General features: G+C 58.7%; 19 protein-coding genes. All 19 read left to right on the top strand.

Annotation, left to right across the window (positions count from 1 at the left end):
• The first annotated feature begins 2 nt into the window (after positions 1 to 2).
• The 19 genes from RN347_RS12885 to RN347_RS12795 all read left to right on the top strand — a co-directional run bounded on the left by RN347_RS12885 (position 3) and on the right by RN347_RS12795 (position 22,278).
• Positions 3 to 1,565: a tripartite tricarboxylate transporter permease gene (locus tag RN347_RS12885; protein WP_311958482.1), complete on the top strand. Its 1,563-nt coding sequence runs from the start codon at positions 3 to 5 to the stop codon at positions 1,563 to 1,565.
• Complete coding sequence (garD, locus tag RN347_RS12880) at positions 1,546 to 3,114, top strand: galactarate dehydratase (protein WP_263586406.1); 1,569 nt, start codon at positions 1,546 to 1,548, stop codon at positions 3,112 to 3,114. The genes RN347_RS12885 and garD overlap by 20 nt, the downstream gene beginning before the upstream one ends.
• Before the next feature lie 46 nt (positions 3,115 to 3,160).
• Positions 3,161 to 4,486 (top strand): glucarate dehydratase family protein, encoded by a 1,326-nt coding sequence (locus RN347_RS12875; RefSeq protein ID WP_263586407.1) that lies wholly within the window; start codon positions 3,161 to 3,163, stop codon positions 4,484 to 4,486.
• A gap of 404 nt (positions 4,487 to 4,890) precedes the next feature.
• A complete protein-coding gene (locus tag RN347_RS12870; protein ID WP_263586408.1) occupies positions 4,891 to 5,856 on the top strand; it encodes a tripartite tricarboxylate transporter substrate binding protein in 966 nt (321 codons plus the stop codon).
• A gap of 51 nt (positions 5,857 to 5,907) precedes the next feature.
• A complete protein-coding gene (locus RN347_RS12865) occupies positions 5,908 to 6,408 on the top strand; it encodes a tripartite tricarboxylate transporter TctB family protein (protein ID WP_311958481.1) in 501 nt (166 codons plus the stop codon).
• Complete coding sequence (locus RN347_RS12860) at positions 6,408 to 7,913, top strand: tripartite tricarboxylate transporter permease (RefSeq protein ID WP_311958480.1); 1,506 nt, start codon at positions 6,408 to 6,410, stop codon at positions 7,911 to 7,913. Before RN347_RS12865 ends, RN347_RS12860 begins: the two co-directional genes overlap by 1 nt.
• A gap of 257 nt (positions 7,914 to 8,170) precedes the next feature.
• Positions 8,171 to 9,088 carry a 5-dehydro-4-deoxyglucarate dehydratase gene (gene kdgD / locus RN347_RS12855; protein WP_263586411.1) on the top strand — a complete coding sequence of 306 codons (918 nt, stop codon included), beginning with the start codon at positions 8,171 to 8,173 and terminating at the stop codon, positions 9,086 to 9,088.
• 96 nt (positions 9,089 to 9,184) lie between these two features.
• Entirely contained in the window at positions 9,185 to 10,525 is a 1,341-nt protein-coding gene (locus RN347_RS12850) for an enolase C-terminal domain-like protein (protein WP_311958479.1), read from the top strand.
• A gap of 68 nt (positions 10,526 to 10,593) precedes the next feature.
• Positions 10,594 to 11,532, top strand: coding sequence for a tripartite tricarboxylate transporter substrate binding protein (locus RN347_RS12845; protein WP_311958478.1), 939 nt, complete (start codon positions 10,594 to 10,596; stop codon positions 11,530 to 11,532).
• Between the two features lie 94 nt (positions 11,533 to 11,626).
• Complete coding sequence (locus RN347_RS12840) at positions 11,627 to 12,133, top strand: tripartite tricarboxylate transporter TctB family protein (protein ID WP_311958477.1); 507 nt, start codon at positions 11,627 to 11,629, stop codon at positions 12,131 to 12,133.
• Between the two features lie 35 nt (positions 12,134 to 12,168).
• Positions 12,169 to 13,683 (top strand): tripartite tricarboxylate transporter permease, encoded by a 1,515-nt coding sequence (locus RN347_RS12835; RefSeq protein WP_311958476.1) that lies wholly within the window; start codon positions 12,169 to 12,171, stop codon positions 13,681 to 13,683.
• A gap of 157 nt (positions 13,684 to 13,840) precedes the next feature.
• Positions 13,841 to 15,418 carry an aldehyde dehydrogenase (NADP(+)) gene (locus RN347_RS12830; RefSeq protein ID WP_311958475.1) on the top strand — a complete coding sequence of 526 codons (1,578 nt, stop codon included), beginning with the start codon at positions 13,841 to 13,843 and terminating at the stop codon, positions 15,416 to 15,418.
• Between the two features lie 142 nt (positions 15,419 to 15,560).
• Positions 15,561 to 16,571: a 3-dehydro-L-gulonate 2-dehydrogenase gene (yiaK, locus tag RN347_RS12825; protein WP_311958474.1), complete on the top strand. Its 1,011-nt coding sequence runs from the start codon at positions 15,561 to 15,563 to the stop codon at positions 16,569 to 16,571.
• 940 nt (positions 16,572 to 17,511) lie between these two features.
• Entirely contained in the window at positions 17,512 to 18,504 is a 993-nt protein-coding gene (locus RN347_RS12820; protein WP_263586418.1) for a TRAP transporter substrate-binding protein, read from the top strand.
• Positions 18,505 to 18,564: 60 nt separating this feature from the next.
• Positions 18,565 to 19,101 carry a TRAP transporter small permease gene (locus RN347_RS12815; protein ID WP_311958473.1) on the top strand — a complete coding sequence of 179 codons (537 nt, stop codon included), beginning with the start codon at positions 18,565 to 18,567 and terminating at the stop codon, positions 19,099 to 19,101.
• A 3-nt stretch (positions 19,102 to 19,104) separates the two neighbouring features.
• Positions 19,105 to 20,385 (top strand): TRAP transporter large permease, encoded by a 1,281-nt coding sequence (locus tag RN347_RS12810; RefSeq protein WP_311958472.1) that lies wholly within the window; start codon positions 19,105 to 19,107, stop codon positions 20,383 to 20,385.
• A gap of 108 nt (positions 20,386 to 20,493) precedes the next feature.
• Positions 20,494 to 21,297 (top strand): NAD(P)-dependent oxidoreductase, encoded by an 804-nt coding sequence (locus RN347_RS12805; RefSeq protein ID WP_263586421.1) that lies wholly within the window; start codon positions 20,494 to 20,496, stop codon positions 21,295 to 21,297.
• A gap of 59 nt (positions 21,298 to 21,356) precedes the next feature.
• Positions 21,357 to 22,106, top strand: a complete 750-nt coding sequence (locus RN347_RS12800; protein WP_263586422.1) for a FadR/GntR family transcriptional regulator — start codon at positions 21,357 to 21,359, stop codon at positions 22,104 to 22,106.
• Positions 22,060 to 22,278 (top strand): hypothetical protein, encoded by a 219-nt coding sequence (locus RN347_RS12795; protein WP_311960870.1) that lies wholly within the window; start codon positions 22,060 to 22,062, stop codon positions 22,276 to 22,278. Before RN347_RS12800 ends, RN347_RS12795 begins: the two co-directional genes overlap by 47 nt.

The following is a 22,278-nucleotide window of genomic DNA, read 5'->3' as shown; positions in this document are numbered from 1 at the left end:
CCATGGAATTTCTAACCTTTATCGATCTCTCCTTTTTAATGCTCGTCAGCTTTGGCACCCTCGTGGGTATCATCTTTGGCGCGATTCCAGGCATGACCGCCACCATGGCGGTGGCCGTGTGTTTGCCGCTGACCTATGCACTGGGCTTGAATCACGGGCTTGCGCTGCTGCTGGGCCTCTACGTCGGCGGTATTTCCGGCGGCATGGTGCCCGCGGTGCTGTTGAATATTCCCGGCACGCCATCCTCGATCACCACGACCTTTGACGGCTACCCCATGGCCCAGAAGGGGGAAGGCGAAAAGGCGCTGCGCGTCTGCGTGATCGCCTCATTGGTGGGCGGGCTGGTCAGCGCGCTGGTACTGTTTTTGTTTGCGCCGCTTCTGGCCGACTTTTCGATCAAGTTCTCCTACGTGGAGAAGTTTCTCATCATTTTGCTGGCACTTTCCGTCATCGCCTCGCTTTCCAGCAGCATGCTGATCGGCATTTTCAGCGGCGTGATCGGCATCTGGCTCAGCCTGATCGGTGATTACAGCATCTCCGATGGCGGCAACGGCCATACCCGGCTGATGTTCGATTTCATGGAACCCTATCTGTTCGAAGGCTTTTCACTGCTGCCCGTGCTGATCGGTATTTTTGGTATTTCCACCATTTTGCTCGAGGCGGAAAAGGGCGTGAAGCGCGACATGGCCGGTGAGCGTATTAAGATCGGTAAGGAAGGCGGCTTCTCGTTCTCGATTTTCAAGGGTAGCTTCACCAATCTGACGCGCTCCTCGTTCATCGGGACCTTCGTCGGCATGCTGCCAGGCGTGGGTGGCAGTGCGGCATCCGTGCTCGCCTACACCCAGGAAAAGAATCTGGCGAAGGACTCCTCGCAGATGGGCAAGGGCGCCCCGCAAGGGTTGATCGCGTCAGAATCGGCCAACAACGCGCTGACTGGCGGCGCCTTGATTCCGCTGTTGTCGCTGGGTATTCCGGGAGACTCTACCACGGCCGTTTTGATCGGCGCGTTCACCCTTCAGGGCATTCAGGTCGGGCCGCTGTTCATTCCGGAAAACCACGACACCTGGTACGTCATGATGACGGCGCTGGTGCTGGCGAACTTCATCATGTTCGGACTGATGTTCTTTGCCATCAAGCACATTGCCAAGGTGGTGATGGTGCCCAAGCACATTCTGTACCCGCTCATCGTCATGATGTGTGTGGTGGGCGCTTACGCGATCAATTACGGCATCATGTTCGATGTCTGGACGCTTTTGATCTTTGGGGTGCTGGGCTATCTGATTCAGAAAATCGGGCTTGAAGTCGCGCCGCTGATCATTGGGTTCATTCTGGGTAGCCAGGCGGAAGTCTACTTCGTCAAGAGCCTTGAATCCTTCGGCACCTATAGCATTTTCTTCACCAAGAGCCCGATCGCCATGGTGCTCTGGGGGCTGATTGCCGCATCCGTGCTGTTTGCCATCGTGATGGGCTTCAAGTCCCGCGCTCGGCAGAAGATGGAGCTGAGTCAAATGCATGACCCTTCGCACACCGATTCAGGAGCGCATCATGACTCACGTAACGACTAATTCACGCGTCATTCAGGTACACCCGAGCGACAACGTTGCTATCGTGATCGAGCATGGCGGCCTCGAAGCGGGGGTGACGATCAACGACGACTGCACGACCACGATGCCGATCCCGCAGGGCCACAAGGTGGCACTCAAGCCGATCGAGCAAAACGATGACATTGTGCGCTACGGCGAGGTGATCGGCACCGCGGTCGTGGCCATCGAGCGCGGCGCGCACGTCAACGAGCACAACGTGCGCCTGCCGGTTGCCCCGGCGCTCGAGGAGCTGCCGCTGGCAACCCGCCAGCCCCCGGCGCAGGAGCCGCTCGAAGGCTACACCTTCGAGGGGTTTCGCAACCCCGACGGCAGCGTTGGCACCAAAAACGTATTAGGGATTACCACCAGCGTTCAGTGCGTGGCCGGCACCGTGGAGTACGTGGTCGCGCGGATCAAGCGCGAGCTTTTGCCGCGTTTTCCCAACGTCGATGACGTGGTCGGGCTCAATCACAGCTATGGCTGCGGCGTGGCGATCAACGCGCCGGCGGCGATCGTGCCCATTCGCACGCTCAAGAATATCGCGCTCAACCCGAATTTCGGTAACGAGATCATGGTGATCGGGCTTGGCTGTGAAAAACTCCAGCCCTCGACGCTGCTCGAAGACCGCCCGGTGAAGATTTACGAAAATACCGAAGCCGCCGATCCCGAAGCCAACGTACTGAGTCTGCAGGACGAGAGCTTCGAAGGCTTTGGCGAGATGGTCGACGGCATTCTGGCCATGGCCGAGCGCCATCTCGAGCGCCTTAACAAGCGAAGCCGCGAAACCTGCCCGGCCTCGGAATTGGCGGTCGGCATGCAGTGTGGCGGCAGCGACGCTTTCTCCGGCGTGACGGCCAACCCGGCGGTGGGCTTTGCCACGGATCTGATCGTGCGTGCCGGCGGCAGCGTCATGTTTTCTGAAGTGACCGAAGTGCGCGATGCCATTCATCTGCTGACCCCGCGGGCCATCGACCGTGACGTCGGCCAGGCGCTGATCGATCAAATGGCCTGGTACGATGACTATCTTTTGCAAGGCCAGGCCGATCGTAGCGCCAACCCATCCCCGGGTAACAAGAAGGGGGGGTTGAGCAACGTGGTCGAGAAGGCGCTGGGCTCGGTCATCAAGTCCGGTAATTCGCCGATCGTCGACGTCATCGGCCCGGGCGAGCGCCTGCGGCGCAAGGGACTTACCTTCGCGGCCACGCCGGCCAGCGACTTCATCTGCGGCACACTCCAGCTGGCCGCCGGCATGAACCTGCAGGTCTTCACCACCGGGCGCGGTACACCCTACGGGCTTGCCATGGTGCCCGTGCTCAAGGTGGCGACCAACTCGCACCTGGCCAAGCGCTGGCACGACATCATCGACCTGGACGCCGGGCGTATCGCCACCGGCGAGGCCAGTATCGAGGATCTTGGCTGGGAGCTTTTCCATCTGATCCTCGATATCGCCAGCGGCCGTAAACAGGCCGCCGCGGACCGTTTGGGCATTCACAACGACCTGGTGCTTTTCAATCCAGCGCCGGTTACCTGAACACCTTTTATCGCTTTCACTGGTTTCAACAAGAGAGTCAATCGCCATGTTTCCCAAAATCAAATCAATGAAGGTCGTTCCCGTTGCCGGCTACGACGGTTTTCTGCTTAACCTGAGCGGTGGCCACGCGCCCTGGTTCATTCGCTGCGTCGTCATTCTTGAAGACGATGCGGGCAACAAGGGGGTAGGGGAGATTCCTTCGAGCGAAGGCATTCTCAAGGGACTGGAGCAGTGTCGCGATATCGTCGAAGGCTCGACCATCAACGCGTTCAAACAGACGCTGAACAGCGCCCGCGTGGCGCTTTCAAAAAACGGGCGCGAAGAGCGCGGTCGTCAAACCTTCGATCTGCGCGTGGCGGTTCACGTCATCACCGGACTCGAGTCGGCGCTTCTGGATCTTTACGGCCAGGCCGTGGGCCTGCCGGTGGCGGATCTGTTGGGGCAGTACGGCCGCCAGCGCGATGAAGTCGAGGCGCTGGGCTATCTGTTCCTGCTGGGCGACCCGGGCAAGACGGACCTGCCTTACCCGAAAGCGACCGACCCGAAAGACGCGTGGGACGAAGTGCGCTACCAGGAAGCGCTCACGCCGGACGCGGTTGCCAACCTGGCCAAGGCCGCTTATGAGCGCTACGGCTTCAAGGACTTCAAGCTCAAGGGCGGGGTGCTCAGAGGCGAGGAAGAGGCCGACTGCATCCGCGCGCTGCACGACGCGTTCCCGGAGGCGCGCTTGACGCTCGACCCCAACGGTGCCTGGAAACTCGATGAGGCCGTTCGCGTGCTGGATCCGATCAAGCACCTTCTGAGCTACGCCGAGGACCCCTGCGGTCAGGAAGAGAGTTACTCCGGCCGCGAAACCATGGCCGAGTTCAAAAAGCGCACGGGCCTGCCGACCGCGACCAACATGATCGCGACCGATTTCAAACAGCTGCAGTACGCCGTTCAGCTCAACGCGGTCGATATTCCGCTGGCCGACTGTCACTTCTGGACCATGCAGGGTGCGGTCATGGTGGGTGAGCTTTGCAACGAGTGGGGCATGACCTGGGGCTCGCACAGCAACAACCACTTCGATATTTCGCTGGCCATGATGACCCACGTGGCCGCGGCGTGTCCGGGCGAGATCACCGCGATCGACACGCACTGGATCTGGCAGGACGGCCAGCGCATCACCAAAGAGCCGTTCCTGATTCGCGACGGCAAGCTGAAGGTACCGTCGACGCCAGGCCTTGGCGTCGAGCTCGACGAAGAGCAGCTAATGGCCGCGCATCGACTCTACAAGTCGCTGGACGTGACCCAGCGCAACGACGCCATGGCGATGCAGTACCTGGTCGCGGGCTGGGAGTTCGATCCCAAGCGCCCGGCGCTGGTTCGCTAACACGCGAGTTTTATCAGAAAGTGGTAAGGGCCATCAGGCATTCAACGCCTGTTTGGCCCTTTTTTTTGGCCTGGCATCATTAATAAAAGAGAGGGCCGGGTAATATTTTCCCTACACGGTTTAGCCTATCTTCAGAGCCGAACACTTTGCGTTTTTAACTTGCAATACCGCTTGTCATTTCTTCTGAAAAATTTGATTCGTTGGCTATCGAGATTTAGAAGTTACCGCTTAGTGGTGCGCCGCTTTTGGGTAGTTTAAAACACTGACTTTGGTCGTATGTTCAAACGCTGAAACTGCGGCTAGCTTGTAGCTGTATGATTAAATACATATGACTTTAAAAACGATGTTGGTTGCAACTATCTAAAAATCAAAAGCCAATAACTGGGGCAATAATAATGAACAAGATGAACGGTTTATTCGTGGGCGCAGCGTCGCTGTCGCTACTGCTGGCGGGAAGCGCTGCCATGGCTCAGGATTTTCAGGGGCCTGTCAGGATCATTGTGCCTTTTGCGCCAGGCGGTACGTCCGACATTCTCGCGCGCTATATAGCGCCGGAGCTCTCCGATGCGATTGGTCAGCCCGTTATCGTCGAGAACAAGGCGGGCGCGGGCGGCAATATTGGCGCCGACTTCGTTGCCAAGGCCGACCCCAATGGCCATACACTACTGCTTTCCGATTTGACCGCGCTATTGGCCGCCCCCAGTGTTTTGCAAAGCGTTGCCTACGATATCGAAACGGACCTCGACCCCGTGACGATGGTGTCGTACTCGCCCTACGTACTGGGTGTTTCACCCAATCACGAGTTCGAAAGTTTCGATGCCATGGTCGAGTATTCCCGCGCCAATCCCGGCGAACTCGCCGTTGCCACGTCGGGCGTTGGCGCCAACAACCATATTACGACCGAACGGTTGATCCAGGAGCTGGGATTGGACTGGACCGTTATCGCTTACCGAGGCGGCTCTGATGCGACTCGCGCCGTGGTATCCGGTGAAAGCGATATGCTGCTAAACGGCACGACCGCTTCGCTGCCGTTTGTCCTGAACGATCAGATGCATGCGTTGGCGGTCACCGGGGAAGAGCGGCTTGAAGAGCTGCCCGACGTGCCTACGTTTCGAGAGCTGGGCCTTCCAGGCGAGCTTGATGGAACCTATCAGGGCATTCTCATAACGGCCGGTAGCCCACCCGATATCACCGAGCGCCTTCAAGCCGAGCTTGCTGCCATCCTGTCGACCGAAGAGCTTCAAGCGAAAATCGCCGAGCAGGGTGGCCAAGCTAGGCCGTCCGAGTCACCTGACGAGCTGCGAGCGTGGATGACGGCGCAGAAAAGCGAGCTTGAAAGCTTCATTGAAAGCGCGGGTATCGGTCAGTAATCGTGTTCCTGTGAACTGACTCAAACATGTCCTGCTTGAAAGAGCAGGGCATTGTTCCTTGGCTATGTTCTTTGGCTACGTTCTTTTGGATACGAGATGCGCGCCATGCATATATTTACCAACCGCGATTTTTTGGCAGGACTCGTTTGCCTGCTCATATCGGCGCTCGTTCTCTGGCAGGCGCAGGCGTATGACATGGGCAGTCTAAGGAGCATGGGGCCCGGCTATCTTCCCCGTTTTCTTGGCATGTCGCTTTGTGTTCTTGGGCTTGTCACCATGGCAATGTCGGCTAAAACGGCAACCGCGTTTCCCAAACTCAATGTGAGAGCGTTGGTATGCATCACGGTGGCGATCGTGGTCTTCGCCTTGCTCATGAGGCCGGCGGGGCTTTTCCTGGCGACCATGATGCTGGTGTATCTATGCGGTCTTAGCGAAAAAACCTTCAAGCCCATCAAGCTCACCGCGCTGGGGTTGGTGCTGTGTTTGATCTCCTACCTCGTCTTTATCCTGAGCCTTAACATGCCCATTCGCCTGTTTCCCTGGAGTTTCTAATGGAAATTTTAAATAACCTGGCGCTCGGGGTCTCTGTTGCTTTTACCATCGAAAATCTCATGTACTGCGCGCTGGGCGTCACCGTGGGGATGCTGATCGGCGTCATTCCCGGGGTGGGGCATCTGGCCGCCATCTCGATGCTGCTGCCGCTCACCTACTACGTGCCCGCCACGACGGCTCTGGTCATGCTGGCCGGTATTTATTACGGCGCTCAATACGGAGGGTCGACGGCCGCTATTTTGTTGAACCTGCCGGGTACGCCTTCATCGTCGGTGGTATGCCTTGACGGGTATCCCATGACCAAGGACGGGCGGGCCGGCGTTGCGCTATTCATGACGACGATCGCGTCGTTCGTGGGAAGCTTTATTACCGTGATCGTGCTGGCCGCCTTCGCCCCGCCGCTGGCCAACTTCGCCGTCGCTTTCAACTCGGCCGATTACTTCGCCATGATGCTTTTAGGGCTGGTGGCGGCCGCGATTCTCGTACAGGGCAACCCGGCAAAAGGGCTGGCTGCGGTCGTGTTCGGCCTCATCCTGGGCGTGGTGGGGACCGATGTAAGCACCGGGCTTCAACGCTACACCTTTGGTTTCACGTTTCTTTATGACGGCCTGAATATCGTTGCCATTGCCATGGGCATTTTTGGCGTCACCGAGGTGGTGGCCAACGTTGGCAAAGTGATCCAGATAAAAGACGACAAAAAGATCACGTTCAAATCGCTGCTGCCGACTCGACGCGATATCAAGGAGAGCATTTTCCCGATGTTGAGGGGAACGGGCATTGGAACGGGCATCGGTATATTGCCGGGAACCGGCACCTCGATAGGATCGTTCATCGCCTATGCCGTGGAAAAGCGAATTTCGAAAAACCCGGAAAAATTTGGCAAGGGCGCCATCGAAGGAATCACGGCGCCGGAGAGCGCCAACAACGCCGCCGCTCAGTCAGCGTTCATTCCTACCCTGACGCTGGGGATACCCGGCGATGCGGTCATGGCGCTGATGCTGGGGGCGCTTTTGATTCATGGCATTACGCCTGGACCCAACGTGATTTCCGATAGTCCGGATCTTTTTTGGGGGCTGGTCATCAGCTTTTTGATTGGGAACGTGCTGCTTTTGATTCTCAATATTCCGATGGTCGGCTTGTGGGTAAGGCTTTTGAAGATACCCTATCCGATTCTCTATCCCTCGATCATTCTTTTCATCGTTATCGGCGTTTACAGCATTAATTACTCGAACATGGATATCGTGCTGGTCGCGCTGTTTGGCGTGATGGGATGTTTGTTTTTACTGTTGGGGTTCGAGCCGGCGCCCTTGCTTCTCGGGTTCATTTTGGGGCCGATGATGGAGGAGAACTTCCGTCGCGCCATGCTGCTTAGCCGTGGCGATTTGATGGTATTCCTCGAGAGGCCGGTGAGCGCCGCTTTCTTCGCCATGATCGCTGCATTGATCGTTTGGTCGATCGTGTCAGCGCTTCGAAAGAAGCGGGTATCCGTAAGCGCCGAGTATTAGCCTTTAGGTGTTCCATGAAAAGCGCCTTGTCGAGCTACTACAGCCGTATTTTACGGCGATCGCCCGGTCAGCCAGGGAAAATACCAGGACTCATTTTGAGTTCATGAAGGATTAGCCTAAAGTCTAGAGGTGTATTTGTATGATGTATGACAAGATGCACCAATATACTGCTGCTGCCCTCGTTTCGAGCGCCCTGCGTTGGGGCATTGCACCATCGTCAGCTACGTTAGCTTGCTAAACTAACAAGAGGATTTGTAATGAATTTTTCTAAACAAGAGCTTAAAGCCTCCATTACCGATGGCCTGCTGTCATTCCCGGTGACCGACTTCGATGCCAATGGCAAATTCGATGCCGACAGCTATCGCAAGCGCTTGCTGTGGTTGAAGGAGTATGAAGTCTCTGCGCTGTTTGTCGCCGGTGGTACGGGCGAGTTTTTCAACATCACCCTGGACGAGTTCCGCGAAATCGTCGAAGTCGCGGTCGAAACGATCGGTGGCCACGTGCCGATTATCGCCAGTGCCGGCCAAAGCGCCGAGCTTGCCCAGCAGCACGCGAAGATCGCTCAGGAAGCCGGCGCCGACGGTATCCTGCTGATGCCTCCTTACCTGACCGAGTGCTCTCAGGAAGGCATCGTCGAGTATGCGGCGAGCGTCTGCCAGTCGACGGACCTGGGCGTTATCTATTACAACCGCGCCAACGGCTATTTGAACGTCAACGCCGTCAAGTCGCTGGCCGACCAGTGCGACAATCTGATCGGTTTGAAAGATGGCAAGGGCGACATGCAGGCGCTCAACATCACCATCAAGACGCTGGGCGACCGCCTTGGCTACGTGGGCGGCGTACCGACGGCCGAAATCATCGCCGAAGCGTACCTAGCGATCGGCGTGAGCACCTACTCGTCTGCGGTCTTCAACTTCGTACCCGACATGGCCGTCAAGTTTTACAAGGCGCTGCGTCAGGGAGACAGCGAGTTCGTTGCCAAGGCCACGCGCGAGTTCTTCATTCCGTTCGTCACGCTGCGCGACACCACGCCTGGCTACGCGGTGAGTCTGATCAAGGCCGGCGCTGACATCGTGGGCTACCCCGGTGGCCGCGTACGTGCGCCGCTGACCATGCCCAACAGCGATCAAGTCGGTCAGCTGAAAAAGCTCGTCGAGAACGCCAAGTCGCTCTAAGCGTTTGAAAAAAATCGCCGGGTAGCGCGGCCTGCCCGTCGTTGCCCGGCGAATGCAAATGATGGTTCATGCGCGCATGGATCGATGGAGACGTGTATGCCCACCCCCAATACGCCCACTATCACCGACATGCGTGTCATTCCCGTTGCCGGACGTGACAGCATGCTGCTCAATATCGGTGGCGCCCATTCCCCGTATTTCACCCGTAACCTGATTATCCTCACGGATAGCGCCGGCAACGTTGGCGTGGGTGAAGCGCCCGGCGGCGATACGATTCAACAGTCGCTGGAGAAAGCGCGCGCGCTGGTCGTGGGTCAGTCCCTTGGCAAGCTGCGCTCGCTGGTCGCCTCACTCAACCGTGATGGCCAGAGCGCTGACTTCGAGGATTTTGGCAAGGGCTCCTGGACGTTCGAGCTTCGCATCAACGCCGTCGCGGCACTTGAAGCCGCGCTGCTTGACCTGATGGGCAAGTTCTTGGGCGTGCCCGTGGCGGAGCTATTGGGCAACGGCAAACAGCGCGACGCGGTCGATGTGCTGGGCTATCTCTTCTTTATCGGAGAAGGGCATTCGACACCGCTGGATTTCCGGCGGGGTACGCAGGGGCTTAACCACGACTGGTATCGCCTGCGCGACGAGGCGGCCATGACCCCGCAGGCGGTCGTCGAACTCGCGCAAGCGGCTCATGACCGCTACGGCTTCAAGGATTTCAAGCTCAAGGGCGGGGCGCTTCCCGGCGAGCAGGAGATCGAGGCGGTCACCGCGCTACACAACGCGTTTCCCGAAGCGCGCACCACGATCGATCCCAACGGCGCCTGGTCACTTCAGGAAGCGATCACGCTGTGCAAGAACCTGCATGGCGTCATCGCCTACGCCGAAGACCCGTGCGGAGCGGAGCAGGGATTCTCGGGCCGCGAGATTCTCGCCGAGTTCCGTCATGCAACGGGCCTGCCGGTGGCCACCAATATGGTGGCGACGAACTGGCGTGAAATGGCGCACGCGCTGATGCTGCGCTCGGTCGATATTCCGCTGGCGGATCCACACTTCTGGACGCTGTCTGGCGCGGTGCGCGTCTCGCAACTATGCCAGGACCATGGCATGACCTGGGGTTCCCACTCCAACAATCACTTTGATATTTCGCTGGCCATGTTTGCCCACGTGGGTGCCGCCGCGGTTGGGCGCACGACGGCGCTGGATACGCACTGGATCTGGCAGGAAGGCGATGCGCGTTTGACGCACAATCCGCCGGAAATCAAAAACGGCCAGGTGGCGGTCACCGATGCGCCAGGGCTTGGCATCGACATCGACATGGCCGAAATCGAGAAAGCCCACGCGCTTTATCGCAGCCTGCCCGCCGGTGGCCGCAATGATGCCACGGCCATGCAGTACCTGATCGACGGATGGACGTTCGATCCCAAGCGCCCGGCGCTGGTTCGCTAACCGTCGATGCCCGGATATGACTCGCTCACTATCCGGGTTTTTCAACCTGAGTAAGAGGTCAATCAACAATGAAAAAGCTACTCGGTAGTGTCACGCTCGCCATCACGATGGTGGCCGCAGGCCAGGCGGCTGCGGATTACCCCACCAAAAACATCAGCATGATCGTACCGTTCTCTGCCGGCGGCGGTAACGATACGTTCGTGCGTGCGCTTCAGCCCTTGATCGAAGAGCAGCTGGGCCAAACGCTGGTGATTCGTAACATCGCCGGTGGCGGTGGTGCGGTCGGCATGTCGCGCGCCGTTGCCTCGCCGGCGGACGGCTACACGCTGCTGGCAGCCAGCAACGCGATGCTCACACTCGAGGCGATGGGCAACGTGGCGTTCACCCACGATGATTTCGATTTCATCGCCAAAATCGTCGAAGAGCCCTACCTGGTCGCGGTCAGCAGCGACAGCCCCTACCAGGATCTCGAAAGCCTGGTAGAAGCGGCTTCGGCCGGCTCCATTCGCGTTGGCTCTTCCGGCGTTGGCTCGTCGGCCTATATCACCGCCAACGCCATCGCCGATCGTACGGATACCACGTTCAACCTGATTCCCTACCCGGGCGGCTCGGAAGCCATTTCCGCTGCCATGGGCGGGCACGTCGAAGCCGTCGTGTTGGGCGGTGCCGAGCTTCGCTCCGCGCTCGAGTCGGGCCGCTTGAACGCGCTCGCTACCACCTACGCCGAGCGCAGCGACAACCTGCCAGACGTGCCGACGTTCCAGGAGTCCGGTTATGACCTGACGCTGACCGTATGGCGCGGCATCGTAGGCCCGAAAGGTCTGCCGGACGAAGTGGAAGAGGCGTGGGTCGCCGCCATTCAGCAGATCGTCGAAGACGGCTCCTACGAAGAAACGGCAAACAATCTGGGGACAGAGCTTGCACCGCTTTACGGTGAAGAACTCGACGCCTTCATCGATGAGTCGGCCACGATCATGCGCGAAGCCGCGGGTGATCTGGCTCAGTAATCGCGACCCCCATGCGCTGTTGGGCACCCCGTGCCCGGCAGCGTGGCTGTATCAGGCGCTTTGCGCCCGGGTATAAAAGTTGCCAGGTAATCGTATGGAACGTGATATTGGAAAACCGCTGTTTGATATTTTCCTGCTGATCGTATCGGCCAGTGCGTTCGTCGCGGCGTCGGCCTTGCCCAACGTCAACATCCCCGGCGATCTGTCGGCTTCCTTCTTTCCGCAGTTTCTGTCTGCTCTCGTGTTCCTCCTGGCCATTCCCTGCCTGATCAAGGACACCCGGCAATGGCGAAGCGCAAGAGGCGCCGAGCCATCTTCCAGCGCCACTTCCACGGCGCGCGGAGTCGCCCAGTGGGGGTTCATCATTGCCGCACTCATTGGCTATATCTACACGTTCGAACGGCTTGGCTACATCGCCAGCACGGCGCTGTTCATCTTTTTGTGCGTGATGGGGCTGACCGTGATTAGTGGTACCTGGACGACGCTGTCGAAGTCGAAAAAAGGGCTGTCGGTTTTGTTCGCACTGATTTTCTCGGTCGTACTGGCGGGCTGTATTTTTTACGTCTTTACCGATCTTTTCCAAATTCCGCTCCCGACGTGACCGGACATCCTCGAGTTGATATTTAGGAGGCTTACATGATTTCCGGTTATCTCGAAGGCCTGGGCATGGTGCTTCAGCTGAGCACCTTGCTGGCGATCGCCGGCGGCACGCTGCTGGGCATCATCATGGGTTCGCTACCCGGGTTGACCTCGGCAATGGCGATCGCGCTGCTGTTACCCGTGACCTTCGGCATGCCGCCGGTTGCGGGAATCGGCATGCTGCTGGGCGCGCTCTGTGGGGCAGGGGCCAGCGGCTCGATCCCCGCCATTTTGCTCAACATTCCCGGAACGCCTTCGTCGGTGGCGACCACCTTCGACGGTTTTCCAATGGCGCAAAAAGGCGAAGCAGGGCGGGCGCTGGGTCTGGCGATCGTGGCGTCCTTCTTTGGCGGTGTTGCCAGCATGGTGATTCTCAGCCTGCTGGCGCCGCCCATCGCCGAATTCGCCCTGCGGTTCGGGCCGGCGGAGTACTTCTCTCTGAGTATCTTTGGTCTCGTCATCATCGCGTCCGTGGCGGGCAAGTCGCTGATCAAGGGGCTGATCGCCGGTATCATCGGCTTTTTTATCTCGACGATCGGCACCGACCCCATCACCGGCGTGGGGCGCTTTACGTTCGATGAGCTCTCGCTGCTGACCGGGGTCAATCTGCTGCCCGCCTTGATTGGCTTGTTCGCGGTGTCCCAGGTACTCAAGGATACCTTCGAGTACGACCCGAACGAGCGAATGAAGGAGAGCACTCACCGGATCGATATTGCCCGTCCGCGGTTCATCGAAACGTTGAAGCACTGGAAAGCGGTTTTGGTGGGCATCGTTTCGGGGTCGGTGGTCGGGCCGATACCCGGCGCCGGGGGCAGTATTGCCTCGCTGGTCGCCTACGATCAAACGCGGCGGTTCTCGAAAACGCCGGATAAATTCGGCACCGGGCACGCACCGGGCATCGTCTCTGTCGAAAGCGCCAATAACGCGCTATTGGGCGGGGCACTCATTCCGACGCTGGCGCTGGGGATTCCCGGCGAAGCCGCCACGGCGGTGCTGCTGGGCGGCCTGATGATCCAGGGCATTACGCCCGGGCCTTTACTCTTTGCCGATCAAAGTGGCACCGTTTACGGCATTTTCCTGGCGTACCTGGCGGCGAACATCTTCATGCTCTTGATTATGTGTCTGGGCATCAAGCTGTTCATTCGCGTGCTGATGGTGCCTAGAAAACAGCTGCTGGCGGCCATTCTGGTGTTCTGTTTCATCGGCGTTTACGGCGTCGATGGCGATGTTTTCAATCTCTATCTGATGCTTGGTTTTGGCGTGCTGGGGTATTTTCTCAATCGCTACGATTTTGGTACCGCGCCGGTGATTCTGGGGCTCATTCTGGGGCCCATTGCCGAGGCCAATTTGCGCCGTGGGCTGCAGTCCTTCCAGGGGGACTGGACGCCCTTTTTCACACGCCCCATTAGTCTGGCGTTTCTGGTCGTGGCGCTTGGATTGCTGGCGCTGACCCTGTGGCAAAACTATCGCTCGAGCCAGGCACGCGTGGCGTCCGAGCAGGGCGGCGATTAGTCACTCAATGCCCATTACCCGCGTGCGGGTTTGTTAAACTACACGCGTTCGATTGTGAGCTACACTTTTCGTCTTCGGGAAGGATCATGAGCTCGCTTGGGTTGTCTGACGGATGCGTCAGACAGCCAGAAAAACCACTCTCATCGCAGGAGGCAAGATGAATCTAACAGGTGAAATGCTGATCGGACAGAAAGCCGTCAAGGGCTCTCGTGATCCCATTCAGGCCATCAATCCGGCTACCAATGAGCGGCTGGAGCCTGGCTATGCTGGCGGTACGCAAGCAGAGGTAGATCAAGCCTGCCAGCTTGCATGGGATGCTTTCGATGCGTATCGGGAAACGTCGCTTGAAGACCGCGCTGTCTTTCTCGAAACCATCGCCGACGAAATCGAAGCGTTGGGCGATGCACTCGTCGAGCGTGCCGTGGCGGAGTCCGGACTGCCCCAGGCACGTATTCAGGGCGAGCGCGGCCGTACCTGTGGCCAGCTTCGCATGTTCGCTAAAACCGTTCGCGCCGGCGAGTGGCTGGACGTTCGCGTAGACCCGGCCATGCCGGATCGTCAGCCGATGCCGCGTGGCGACCTGCGCCAGCGTCACATCGCGCTGGGCCCGGTCGTGGTCTTCGGCGCCAGCAACTTCCCGCTGGCCTTCTCAGTGGCCGGCGGTGACACCGCCTCTGCACTCGCTGCGGGCTGCCCGGTGATCGTCAAGGCGCACGCCGCTCACCCGGGAACCGGCGAGCTGGTCGGCCGCGCCATTCAGGCGGCGGTCAAGAAGTGCAGTCTGCCGGAAGGCGTGTTCTCGCTGATGTTCGGCTCGGGCCGTGAAGTCGGCACCGCGCTGGTCAGCGACGAGCGCATCAAGGCGGCCGGCTTCACCGGTTCGCGCAGCGGCGGTATCGCGCTTTGGAAGGCCGCTCAGTCGCGTCCGGAGCCCATTCCCTTCTACGCGGAAATGAGCTCGATCAACCCGGTGTTCCCGCTGCCGGCGGCGCTCAAGGCGCGCGGCGAGGAGATGGGCAAGGCCTTCGTTGGCTCGCTCAACATGGGCGCGGGCCAGTTCTGCACCAACCCAGGCCTGGTCATTGCACTCAAGGGCCCGGAACTTGACGCGTTCCTGAAAGCGGCAGGCGAGGCCGTCGAGCAAAGCGGCGCGCAAACCATGCTGACGCCCGGCATTTTCGAAGCCTACGAGCAGGGCGTTGAGAGCCTGCAGGAGAGCGGCAAGGCGCAGGAAGTGGCGCGTGGCCAGAAGGGTGAAAGCCCCAACCAGTGCCAGCCGGGTCTGTTCAAGACTAGCGCTCAGGATTTCCTCTCAAGCGAAGCGCTTCAGGGCGAAGTCTTTGGCTCGACGTCGCTGGTGGTCGAGTGCGCCGATGAAGCCGAACTCATGAAGGTCGCCGAGCATCTCGAAGGTCAGCTGACCGCAACGCTTCAGATGGACGATGCCGATCTGGACGCAGCGCGCAAGCTGCTGCCTACGCTCGAGCGCAAGGCGGGCCGTATTCTGGTTAACGGCTGGCCGACCGGCGTTGAAGTGTGTGACGCCATGGTTCACGGCGGCCCGTTCCCGGCCACGTCCGACTCGCGCACGACCTCGGTGGGTACCGCTGCGATCCACCGCTTCCTGCGTCCGGTCTGCTATCAGGACCTGCCGGAGGGTCTGCTGCCCGAAGCCATCAAGAACGACAACCCGCTCAAGCTGCGTCGTCTGGTAGACGGTAAGCGCGAGCAGTAATCAACGCACTCGCTGGATGTTGCGTTGATGTCATCGAGGCCACCTTCGGGTGGCCTTTTTAGGTCATATCGAGCGGAAACAGGCGCGAAGCCATGCCTTGATTGACGACAAAACAACGATTACAGGATACAGGAGAGCCGTCATGGCCGACGTCAGTTTCGATACCTTGCGCGATACGCTCGAAAAAGCGCTGTTGAAGGCGGGGCTCAAGGCCGACGATGCCCGGGTCTGTGCGCGCATTCACGCCGAGAGCACGCGAGACGGCGTCCACTCCCACGGCATTGGCCGTATTCCCCGGTTCATCGAGTACGTGGGAAAAGGCTGGGTCGACGTGAACGCATCACCCGAGAAAGTGCATGCGCTCGGCGCGATCGAGGTGCTGGATGGCCACATGGGCATCGGCGTCATCAATGCGCTATACGCCACCGAGCGGGCCATTGCGCTGGCTAAAGAGCACGGAATGGGGCTGGTGGCGCTGCGTAACACCACCCACTGGATGCGCGGCGGCAGCTACGGTTGGCACGCCGTTGAGCAGGGCTTTGCGAGCCTCATGTGGACCAATACCGAGTCCTGCATGCCGGCCTGGGGCGCCTCGTCGCCCTCCATCGGTAACAACCCGCTGGTCATGGGCGTGCCCCACGCAGAAGGGCCCTTGGTGCTCGATATGGCAATGTCCCAGTTCTCCTATGGCAAGCTTCAAACGCTGGCCTCGGCCGGCGAGTTCCTGCCGGTAGACGGCGGCTTCGATGAACGCGGCGAGCTGAGTCGCGACCCGGCCGCGATCGCTGCCACGCGCAGACTGCTGCCCACGGGCTACTGGAAAGGATCCGGGCTTGCCGTTCTGCTCGATGCCCTTGCGGCGCTGCTGTCCAACGGGCGAGCAACGCCTGCGATCGATCGAGTCGAGAAAGGAAGCGGGGGAGGGAGCTGCCAGATTTTCATGGTGTTCGACCCGGCTCAAATGTCCGGTCAAGCGACCTGCGAGGCGATTGTGGCGAGCATCAAGGCGCATCTGGGTGACGCGACTCCGGCCAAGGCTGGCACCTCCGTACGCTGGCCCGGCGAGGCGACTTACCGTCGCCGCCAGGCCTCATCGGTAACGCTCTCTCTGGACGAGGACATCTGGCAGCGTGTGTGTCAGCTGGCGAAGTAGCAGACAGAACCTGGCGTTGGGCGGCCCCGGCTTTTGACCTACATCCGCACCGTCGAGCAAGACGTTAAACCGGTTGGACGAGTCGCTTACGGCGACTCGATCGTTTTCGGTAATAGTAGGCAACTCTTTTAATTCACGTTTTAATCCACGCTTTAACTCACATTGTGTCTGAGATCCAAACCGGGTCGTTCGCTTTGATATATAACCCGCGTGCGGGCGAGCCGGTTTTCAGATCGACGCTGTTTTAAAAAAGACGATTGAATCAAGGCGCTTTTATGCCTGATCGATCGTTTATGTTTTACGCGGCCACGTTTTAACGAAGCAGAGTACTTGTAGATTTGCTACGACCTTCATCCTGTTGAATGAAATATCTCGACGTTAGGGAGCGCTATAAAAATTCTCTTTTAATCGGCGGTGATCGCGACTCGTTACGCTCGCCGAATTTTTAATATCGGTTTTGATCGATCACTTTTTACTGGTTAAAAGCGATAGCACAAATCAGGGGCCTGGCATTAAACCTTAAAAAAAGCGCTTACTCTTGATTGGGGCAGAGGAGTCTACTTTGGTAGGGGGGGGGAGAGCCTTGAAACTTTAGTCTATTTAGACTTTTTTCTACTTGCCGCGAAAAAATATGTTGGCTAATTTGATTCATGTTCTTTGTATGATGTACTACAAAAGCCTCTCACAATGATTTGATTGGTAAACCTTTTTCCAAGAATAACGAAATTGGGGCAGTGTTTACCAAACCTCCCCAAAAAATACTCGCAAAAGGCTTTGTAGGCATGACGCCAAGGGCCATCACGATTTCGCAAGATAGTCGATGCAAGCCGTCTGCATCGATAGGCAAGTGGACATACCCCCTGCCTGCGTCGAGCGTCTGATGAGTCAGCTCGCTCAATGGAAGCTGTAAAACCAACGACATAAAAAGAGGTTTCAAGCGATGAAAACAGCATCAATCCGTCGTCAAACGGTCATGGCGTTTACCAGCGTCACCCTTCTGGCCGCCGCCGTTTCAGCTCAGGCCGATGACTGGCGCGGCTGGAATATTCACCCGGATGGCTACCCCAACACCGTGGCGCTTGAAGCGTTCGCCGAGGCCGTCGACGAGCGCACGGAAGGGCGCGTATCGCCGCGTGTTTACAACAACGGCGTACTGGGCGATCAGTCCGACGCTATCGAGCAAACCCGCAACGGCGCGCTCGATTTCGCCAACTTCAACATGGGCCCGATGGGGCCGATCGTGCCCGAAACCAACGTCTTCTCGCTGCCGTTTCTATTTACCGACGTCGATCACATGCACACGGTCATGGATGGCGAAATCGGTGAGCGCTTCGCGGATGCGCTCGAGGACAAGGGCCTGGTCGTACTCTCCTGGTTCGACTCCGGCGCTCGCAGCATCTATAACACCCAGCGTCCCATCCGTACGCCGGAAGACGTTCGCGGCCTGAAGGTTCGGGTCATGAACAATGACCTCTACGTGCAGATGATGGAAGCGCTCGGCGGCAACGCGACCCCGATGGCCTACGGCGAGGTGTATCAGAGTCTGACCACCGGCGTTCTGGACGGCGCCGAGAACAACTACCCGTCGTTTGAATCCAGCAACCACTACGAAGCCGCCGGCTACTTCTCGCTCACCGAGCACCTGATCATTCCCGAGTGTCTGTGCGTGGCCAAGGCGAGCTGGGACGCGCTCTCCGAGGAAGACCAGGAGATCGTTCGCGACGAAGGCATGAAAGCCTCCGAGATGCAGCGTGAGCTGTGGGTCGAAAGCTCTGAAGAGAGCCGTCAGATCGTTCTGGATGCCGGCGTCGAGATCAATGAAGTCGACGACAAACAGGCCTTCCAGACGCTGATGGAGCCGATGTACGAAGAGTTCATCGCCAACAACCCCGGCACCGGCGAGCTGATCGAAGAGATTCGCGCCGCTCAGTAATCTTTCGTTGAATCGTTTTCCGGCGGCCAGGCGCCGCCGGGAGATAAAAGGGACGGTGCCGTGAGTATAGAAACTGAAACGCCGAGCGATCAGAAGGTCCGGGGCTCAAAAGGCTCACTCGATCGCACGCTGGATGGAGTGGCCGGTCTCTGCGTCGGCGTGGCGGGCGTCATGCTGGTCGTTTTGATCTTCATTTTCGGCTGGCTCGTGTTTGGGCGCTACGTGCTCAACGATACTCCGACCTGGGTCGAGCAGACATCCCTGGTGCTGGTGGTCTACATCACCTGCCTGGGGGCTGCTGCCGGGGTACGGTATCGAAGCCATCTTAATATCGATTTTATCCGTGAGAGCTTTCCGCCGCTTTTGCGTGGGCTGATGCACCACATCTCTGATCTGTTCGTACTGACGTTTGGTGCGTTCATGACGGTTCAAGGTTGGCAGTTGGTCATGACCAACACGCAGCGTGCCATTCCCATGATAGGACTGCCGGAAAGTTATCGCGCCGCCCCCCTGGTGATCTGCGGCGTGCTGATTGCCTTATTCGCCGCCGCCGATATCGGCAAACGATTGATGTCTCGCTCTACTGAGAGGACCTGAGCCATGGGGCTTCTGATACTGTTTGGACTTTTCTTTCTGGGCCTGATCGCCGGGGCGCCGGTTGCTTTCGCTGTAGGCCTGGCGGCGGTGGCGACCTTTCTCTATGAAGGGTTACCGCTGTTCGTGGCCTTTCAGCGCATTCTGTCCGGTATCTCGGTATTTTCGCTGCTGGCGATCCCGTTTTTCATATTCGCCGGCGAGTTGATGCTCCACGGTGGGATATCGACGCGGCTGGTGCGGCTGGCCTCGGCCATGGTGGGGCGGATGCGCGGTGGCCTCGGGATGGTGAATATCAGCTCCTCGATGCTGTTTGGCGGTATCTCCGGGTCGGCGGTAGCCGACACGTCAGCGCTGGGCTCGCTGCTCATTCCGGTCATGAAGGAGAAAGGCTACGACGCCGATTATGCGGTTAACGTGACCGTCACCTCGTCGGTTGCCGGGGTGGTGATTCCTCCCAGTCACAACATGATCCTTTATGCCGTGGCCGCCGGTGGCGGTATCTCGGTGACACAGCTGTTCATCGCCGGGATCGTACCGGGTATCCTGATGTGTTTGAGCCTGGCCGTCGCGGCCTATATCGTCGCGGTGAAGCGTGGCTATCGAGGTGAGGCTTTTCCGGGTTGGCAGGCGCTGTTTCTGAGTCTGGTGGCATCGCTTCCAGGACTGATGACCGCAGTGATCATCGTGGGCGGCGTGCTATCGGGTATTCTGACCGTGACCGAGTCCGGCGCTTTTGGAGCGATCTACGCCATTGTCGTGACGGCACTGGTCTATCGTGAGCTAACGTGGGCGTCCTTCAGGGCGGCCGTCATTCAGTCGGTCAAGACCACGTCACTGGTCATGATTCTGGTGGGGTGTGCATCTGCTTTCTCGTATCTGCTGGCGCTTTACAACGTGCCCGAAATGCTGACCACGGGGCTTGTCTCCATTTCGGACAGGCCGCTGGTCATCTTTTTGATGCTCAACATCATCCTCCTGATTCTAGGCATGATCATGGATATGGCGGCGCTTATCCTGATCTGTACGCCGATCTTTTTGCCCGTGGCCATGCAGTTCGGCATGGACCCGATTCAGTTTGGTATCATCATGATGATGAACCTTGGGCTTGGTCTGTGTACGCCACCAGTCGGATCGTGCCTGTTCGTCGGCTGCGTCATTGGCAAGATCAAGATCGAGCACGCCGTACGCACCATCTGGCCGTTCTTTCTGGCGCTGTTCGTGGCGCTGATGTTGGTCACCTATATTCCGGCAGTGTCGCTGACGCTTCCCGGTCTTTTTAGATAACGCCAATGCGCCGGGGCCCCGTGGTGTGCGCATCATGGCGCTTCCCGGCAACGCCTGACAGCGCGTGTATCGCCTTTGACGTCACATCCATTTTTACGAGGAGTCAGCATGTTGAATCGTTTACTGGTCACGGGAGCCGCTGGGGGCTTGGGTAAAAGTCTGCGCCCACATCTGAAAACGCTTGCAAGCCACGTTCGCCTTTCCGATATTACCCCGCTCGATAATGCCGAACCCCATGAAGAGCTCGTTCAGGCCGATCTAAGCGACCCGCAAGCTGTCACGGAGCTGGTGCGCGACTGCGATGGCATTATCCATCTTGGCGGTATGTCGGTAGAGAGCCCGTGGCAGGATATCCTGAACATCAATATCGCCGGGACCTATAGTCTTTTTGAGGCGGCGCGTCTCAACGGCAAACCGCGTATCGTGTTTGCCAGCTCCAACCACACGATCGGCTTTTATGAGCGCCATCAGCGAATCGATAATCAGGTGCCCCAACGGCCCGACTCGCTTTACGGCGTATCCAAGTGCTTTGGCGAAAACCTGGCAAGCCTTTACTACGACAAGTTCGGCGTCGAAACCTTGAGCGTTCGTATTGGTTCCTGTTTCGAAAAGCCGGCGGATACCCGCATGATGGCGACCTGGCTTAGCCTCGAGGATTTCGTCAGCCTGCTCAAGCGCGCATTCACGACGCCACGTCTGGGGCACACGGTCGTTTACGGCGCCTCGAACAACGCCGAACAGTGGTGGGACAATACCCACGCCGGTTTTCTGGGGTGGGTGCCCCGGGATAGCTCCGAGCCCTGGCGCGAGGAAACCGAGGCGAAGGATCAGGGAATTGATGGCAATGACGCGGCGGTGCGCTATCAGGGCGGCAAATTTGCGTCCATTGGCCATCCTGACGACGCGCAGTAGCCACAGCCCGGGGTTTTTAAGTTAGAGTGCTAATAACCAACAAGGAACGGATAGCGGGTATGGCCAGGCCAACATCGGAGATAGCAGCGTTTAACGTCAAACGGGTGACCCAAAAGGGAAGTCTGGCCGTCAACGTGGCGGATCAGCTGGAAGCGCTGATCGTTCAAGGGAAGGTCGCCGTTGGCGACAAGCTCCCCACGGAAAACAGTCTATGCGACTCCTTTGGCGTTAGCCGTACGGTCATTCGTGAAGCGATCACTCATCTCAAGTCGCTTGGACTGGTCGAAACCCGCCGAGGGGTCGGCACCTCGGTACTGCGCGCCTCGAAAGTCGAGGCGCTGCCCGCCGAGCGTATCAATCCCACCACCGTCGAAGATATCCTGCATTTGTTGGAGCTGCGTTTGGCAATCGAGCCGGCAGCCGCCGAGCACGCCGCGCTGCGCCATGACGACGATGACAAGGGGCGGCTGGAAAAACAGCACCGCGCTTTTGAGAACGCCTGCGCCGCGCGCTCACAGGCGCGCGAAGAGGATTACCTCTTTCACTTCGCCATCGCACAGGCGACGAAAAACCCCTTCTTTCAATCCTTTTACGAGCAGTGGAGCCAAAGCGTGATTCCCCGGGCCAAACTGGTCAGCAGTGAAATCAACCCGCTTTCCTCCCAGCGCTATCTTGAACGGGTGCAGGAAGAGCACACCCGCATACTCGAAGCCATCCTGGCCCGCGATAGCAAGGCCGCGTACAAGGCGATGCAGCAGCACCTTGGCCGCGCCCGCGATACCTACGCGCAATATCGCGACCAAACGTGATATTTCCGCTTTTACGACGCAGGCCGGCACCCTGTTTGGCCTGGTTTCTTCCTGTCGAACAGGAAAAGGTGCTTTTGGCCATTATCAGGCGGCCTTTACGGAGCTGCAGTTCATTGCCAGCGCGCTGACCGCTTACCGAATCACGCGTCTTTCAATGCTCGCGGTCGAGTGA

It is taken from the genome of Halomonas sp. PAMB 3264 (assembly GCF_031954245.1).
Lineage (GTDB): Bacteria > Pseudomonadota > Gammaproteobacteria > Pseudomonadales > Halomonadaceae > Vreelandella.
The sequence above is the reverse complement of the archived record's forward strand: the minus strand, read 5'-3'. Positions and strand labels throughout refer to the sequence as shown.

What these genes read in the sequence shown, in the direction of transcription:
- RN347_RS12885 (WP_311958482.1), top strand. Translation starts at nt 3, where the DNA reads ATGGAATTTCTAACCTTTATCGATCTCTCCTTTTTAATGCTCGTCAGC.
- garD (WP_263586406.1), top strand. Translation starts at nt 1,546, where the DNA reads ATGACTCACGTAACGACTAATTCACGCGTCATTCAGGTACACCCGAGC.
- RN347_RS12875 (WP_263586407.1), top strand. Translation starts at nt 3,161, where the DNA reads ATGTTTCCCAAAATCAAATCAATGAAGGTCGTTCCCGTTGCCGGCTAC.
- RN347_RS12870 (WP_263586408.1), top strand. Translation starts at nt 4,891, where the DNA reads ATGAACGGTTTATTCGTGGGCGCAGCGTCGCTGTCGCTACTGCTGGCG.
- RN347_RS12860 (WP_311958480.1), top strand. Translation starts at nt 6,408, where the DNA reads ATGGAAATTTTAAATAACCTGGCGCTCGGGGTCTCTGTTGCTTTTACC.
- kdgD (WP_263586411.1), top strand. Translation starts at nt 8,171, where the DNA reads ATGAATTTTTCTAAACAAGAGCTTAAAGCCTCCATTACCGATGGCCTG.
- RN347_RS12850 (WP_311958479.1), top strand. Translation starts at nt 9,185, where the DNA reads ATGCCCACCCCCAATACGCCCACTATCACCGACATGCGTGTCATTCCC.
- RN347_RS12845 (WP_311958478.1), top strand. Translation starts at nt 10,594, where the DNA reads ATGAAAAAGCTACTCGGTAGTGTCACGCTCGCCATCACGATGGTGGCC.
- RN347_RS12840 (WP_311958477.1), top strand. Translation starts at nt 11,627, where the DNA reads ATGGAACGTGATATTGGAAAACCGCTGTTTGATATTTTCCTGCTGATC.
- RN347_RS12835 (WP_311958476.1), top strand. Translation starts at nt 12,169, where the DNA reads ATGATTTCCGGTTATCTCGAAGGCCTGGGCATGGTGCTTCAGCTGAGC.
- RN347_RS12830 (WP_311958475.1), top strand. Translation starts at nt 13,841, where the DNA reads ATGAATCTAACAGGTGAAATGCTGATCGGACAGAAAGCCGTCAAGGGC.
- yiaK (WP_311958474.1), top strand. Translation starts at nt 15,561, where the DNA reads ATGGCCGACGTCAGTTTCGATACCTTGCGCGATACGCTCGAAAAAGCG.
- RN347_RS12820 (WP_263586418.1), top strand. Translation starts at nt 17,512, where the DNA reads ATGAAAACAGCATCAATCCGTCGTCAAACGGTCATGGCGTTTACCAGC.
- RN347_RS12810 (WP_311958472.1), top strand. Translation starts at nt 19,105, where the DNA reads ATGGGGCTTCTGATACTGTTTGGACTTTTCTTTCTGGGCCTGATCGCC.
- RN347_RS12805 (WP_263586421.1), top strand. Translation starts at nt 20,494, where the DNA reads ATGTTGAATCGTTTACTGGTCACGGGAGCCGCTGGGGGCTTGGGTAAA.
- RN347_RS12800 (WP_263586422.1), top strand. Translation starts at nt 21,357, where the DNA reads ATGGCCAGGCCAACATCGGAGATAGCAGCGTTTAACGTCAAACGGGTG.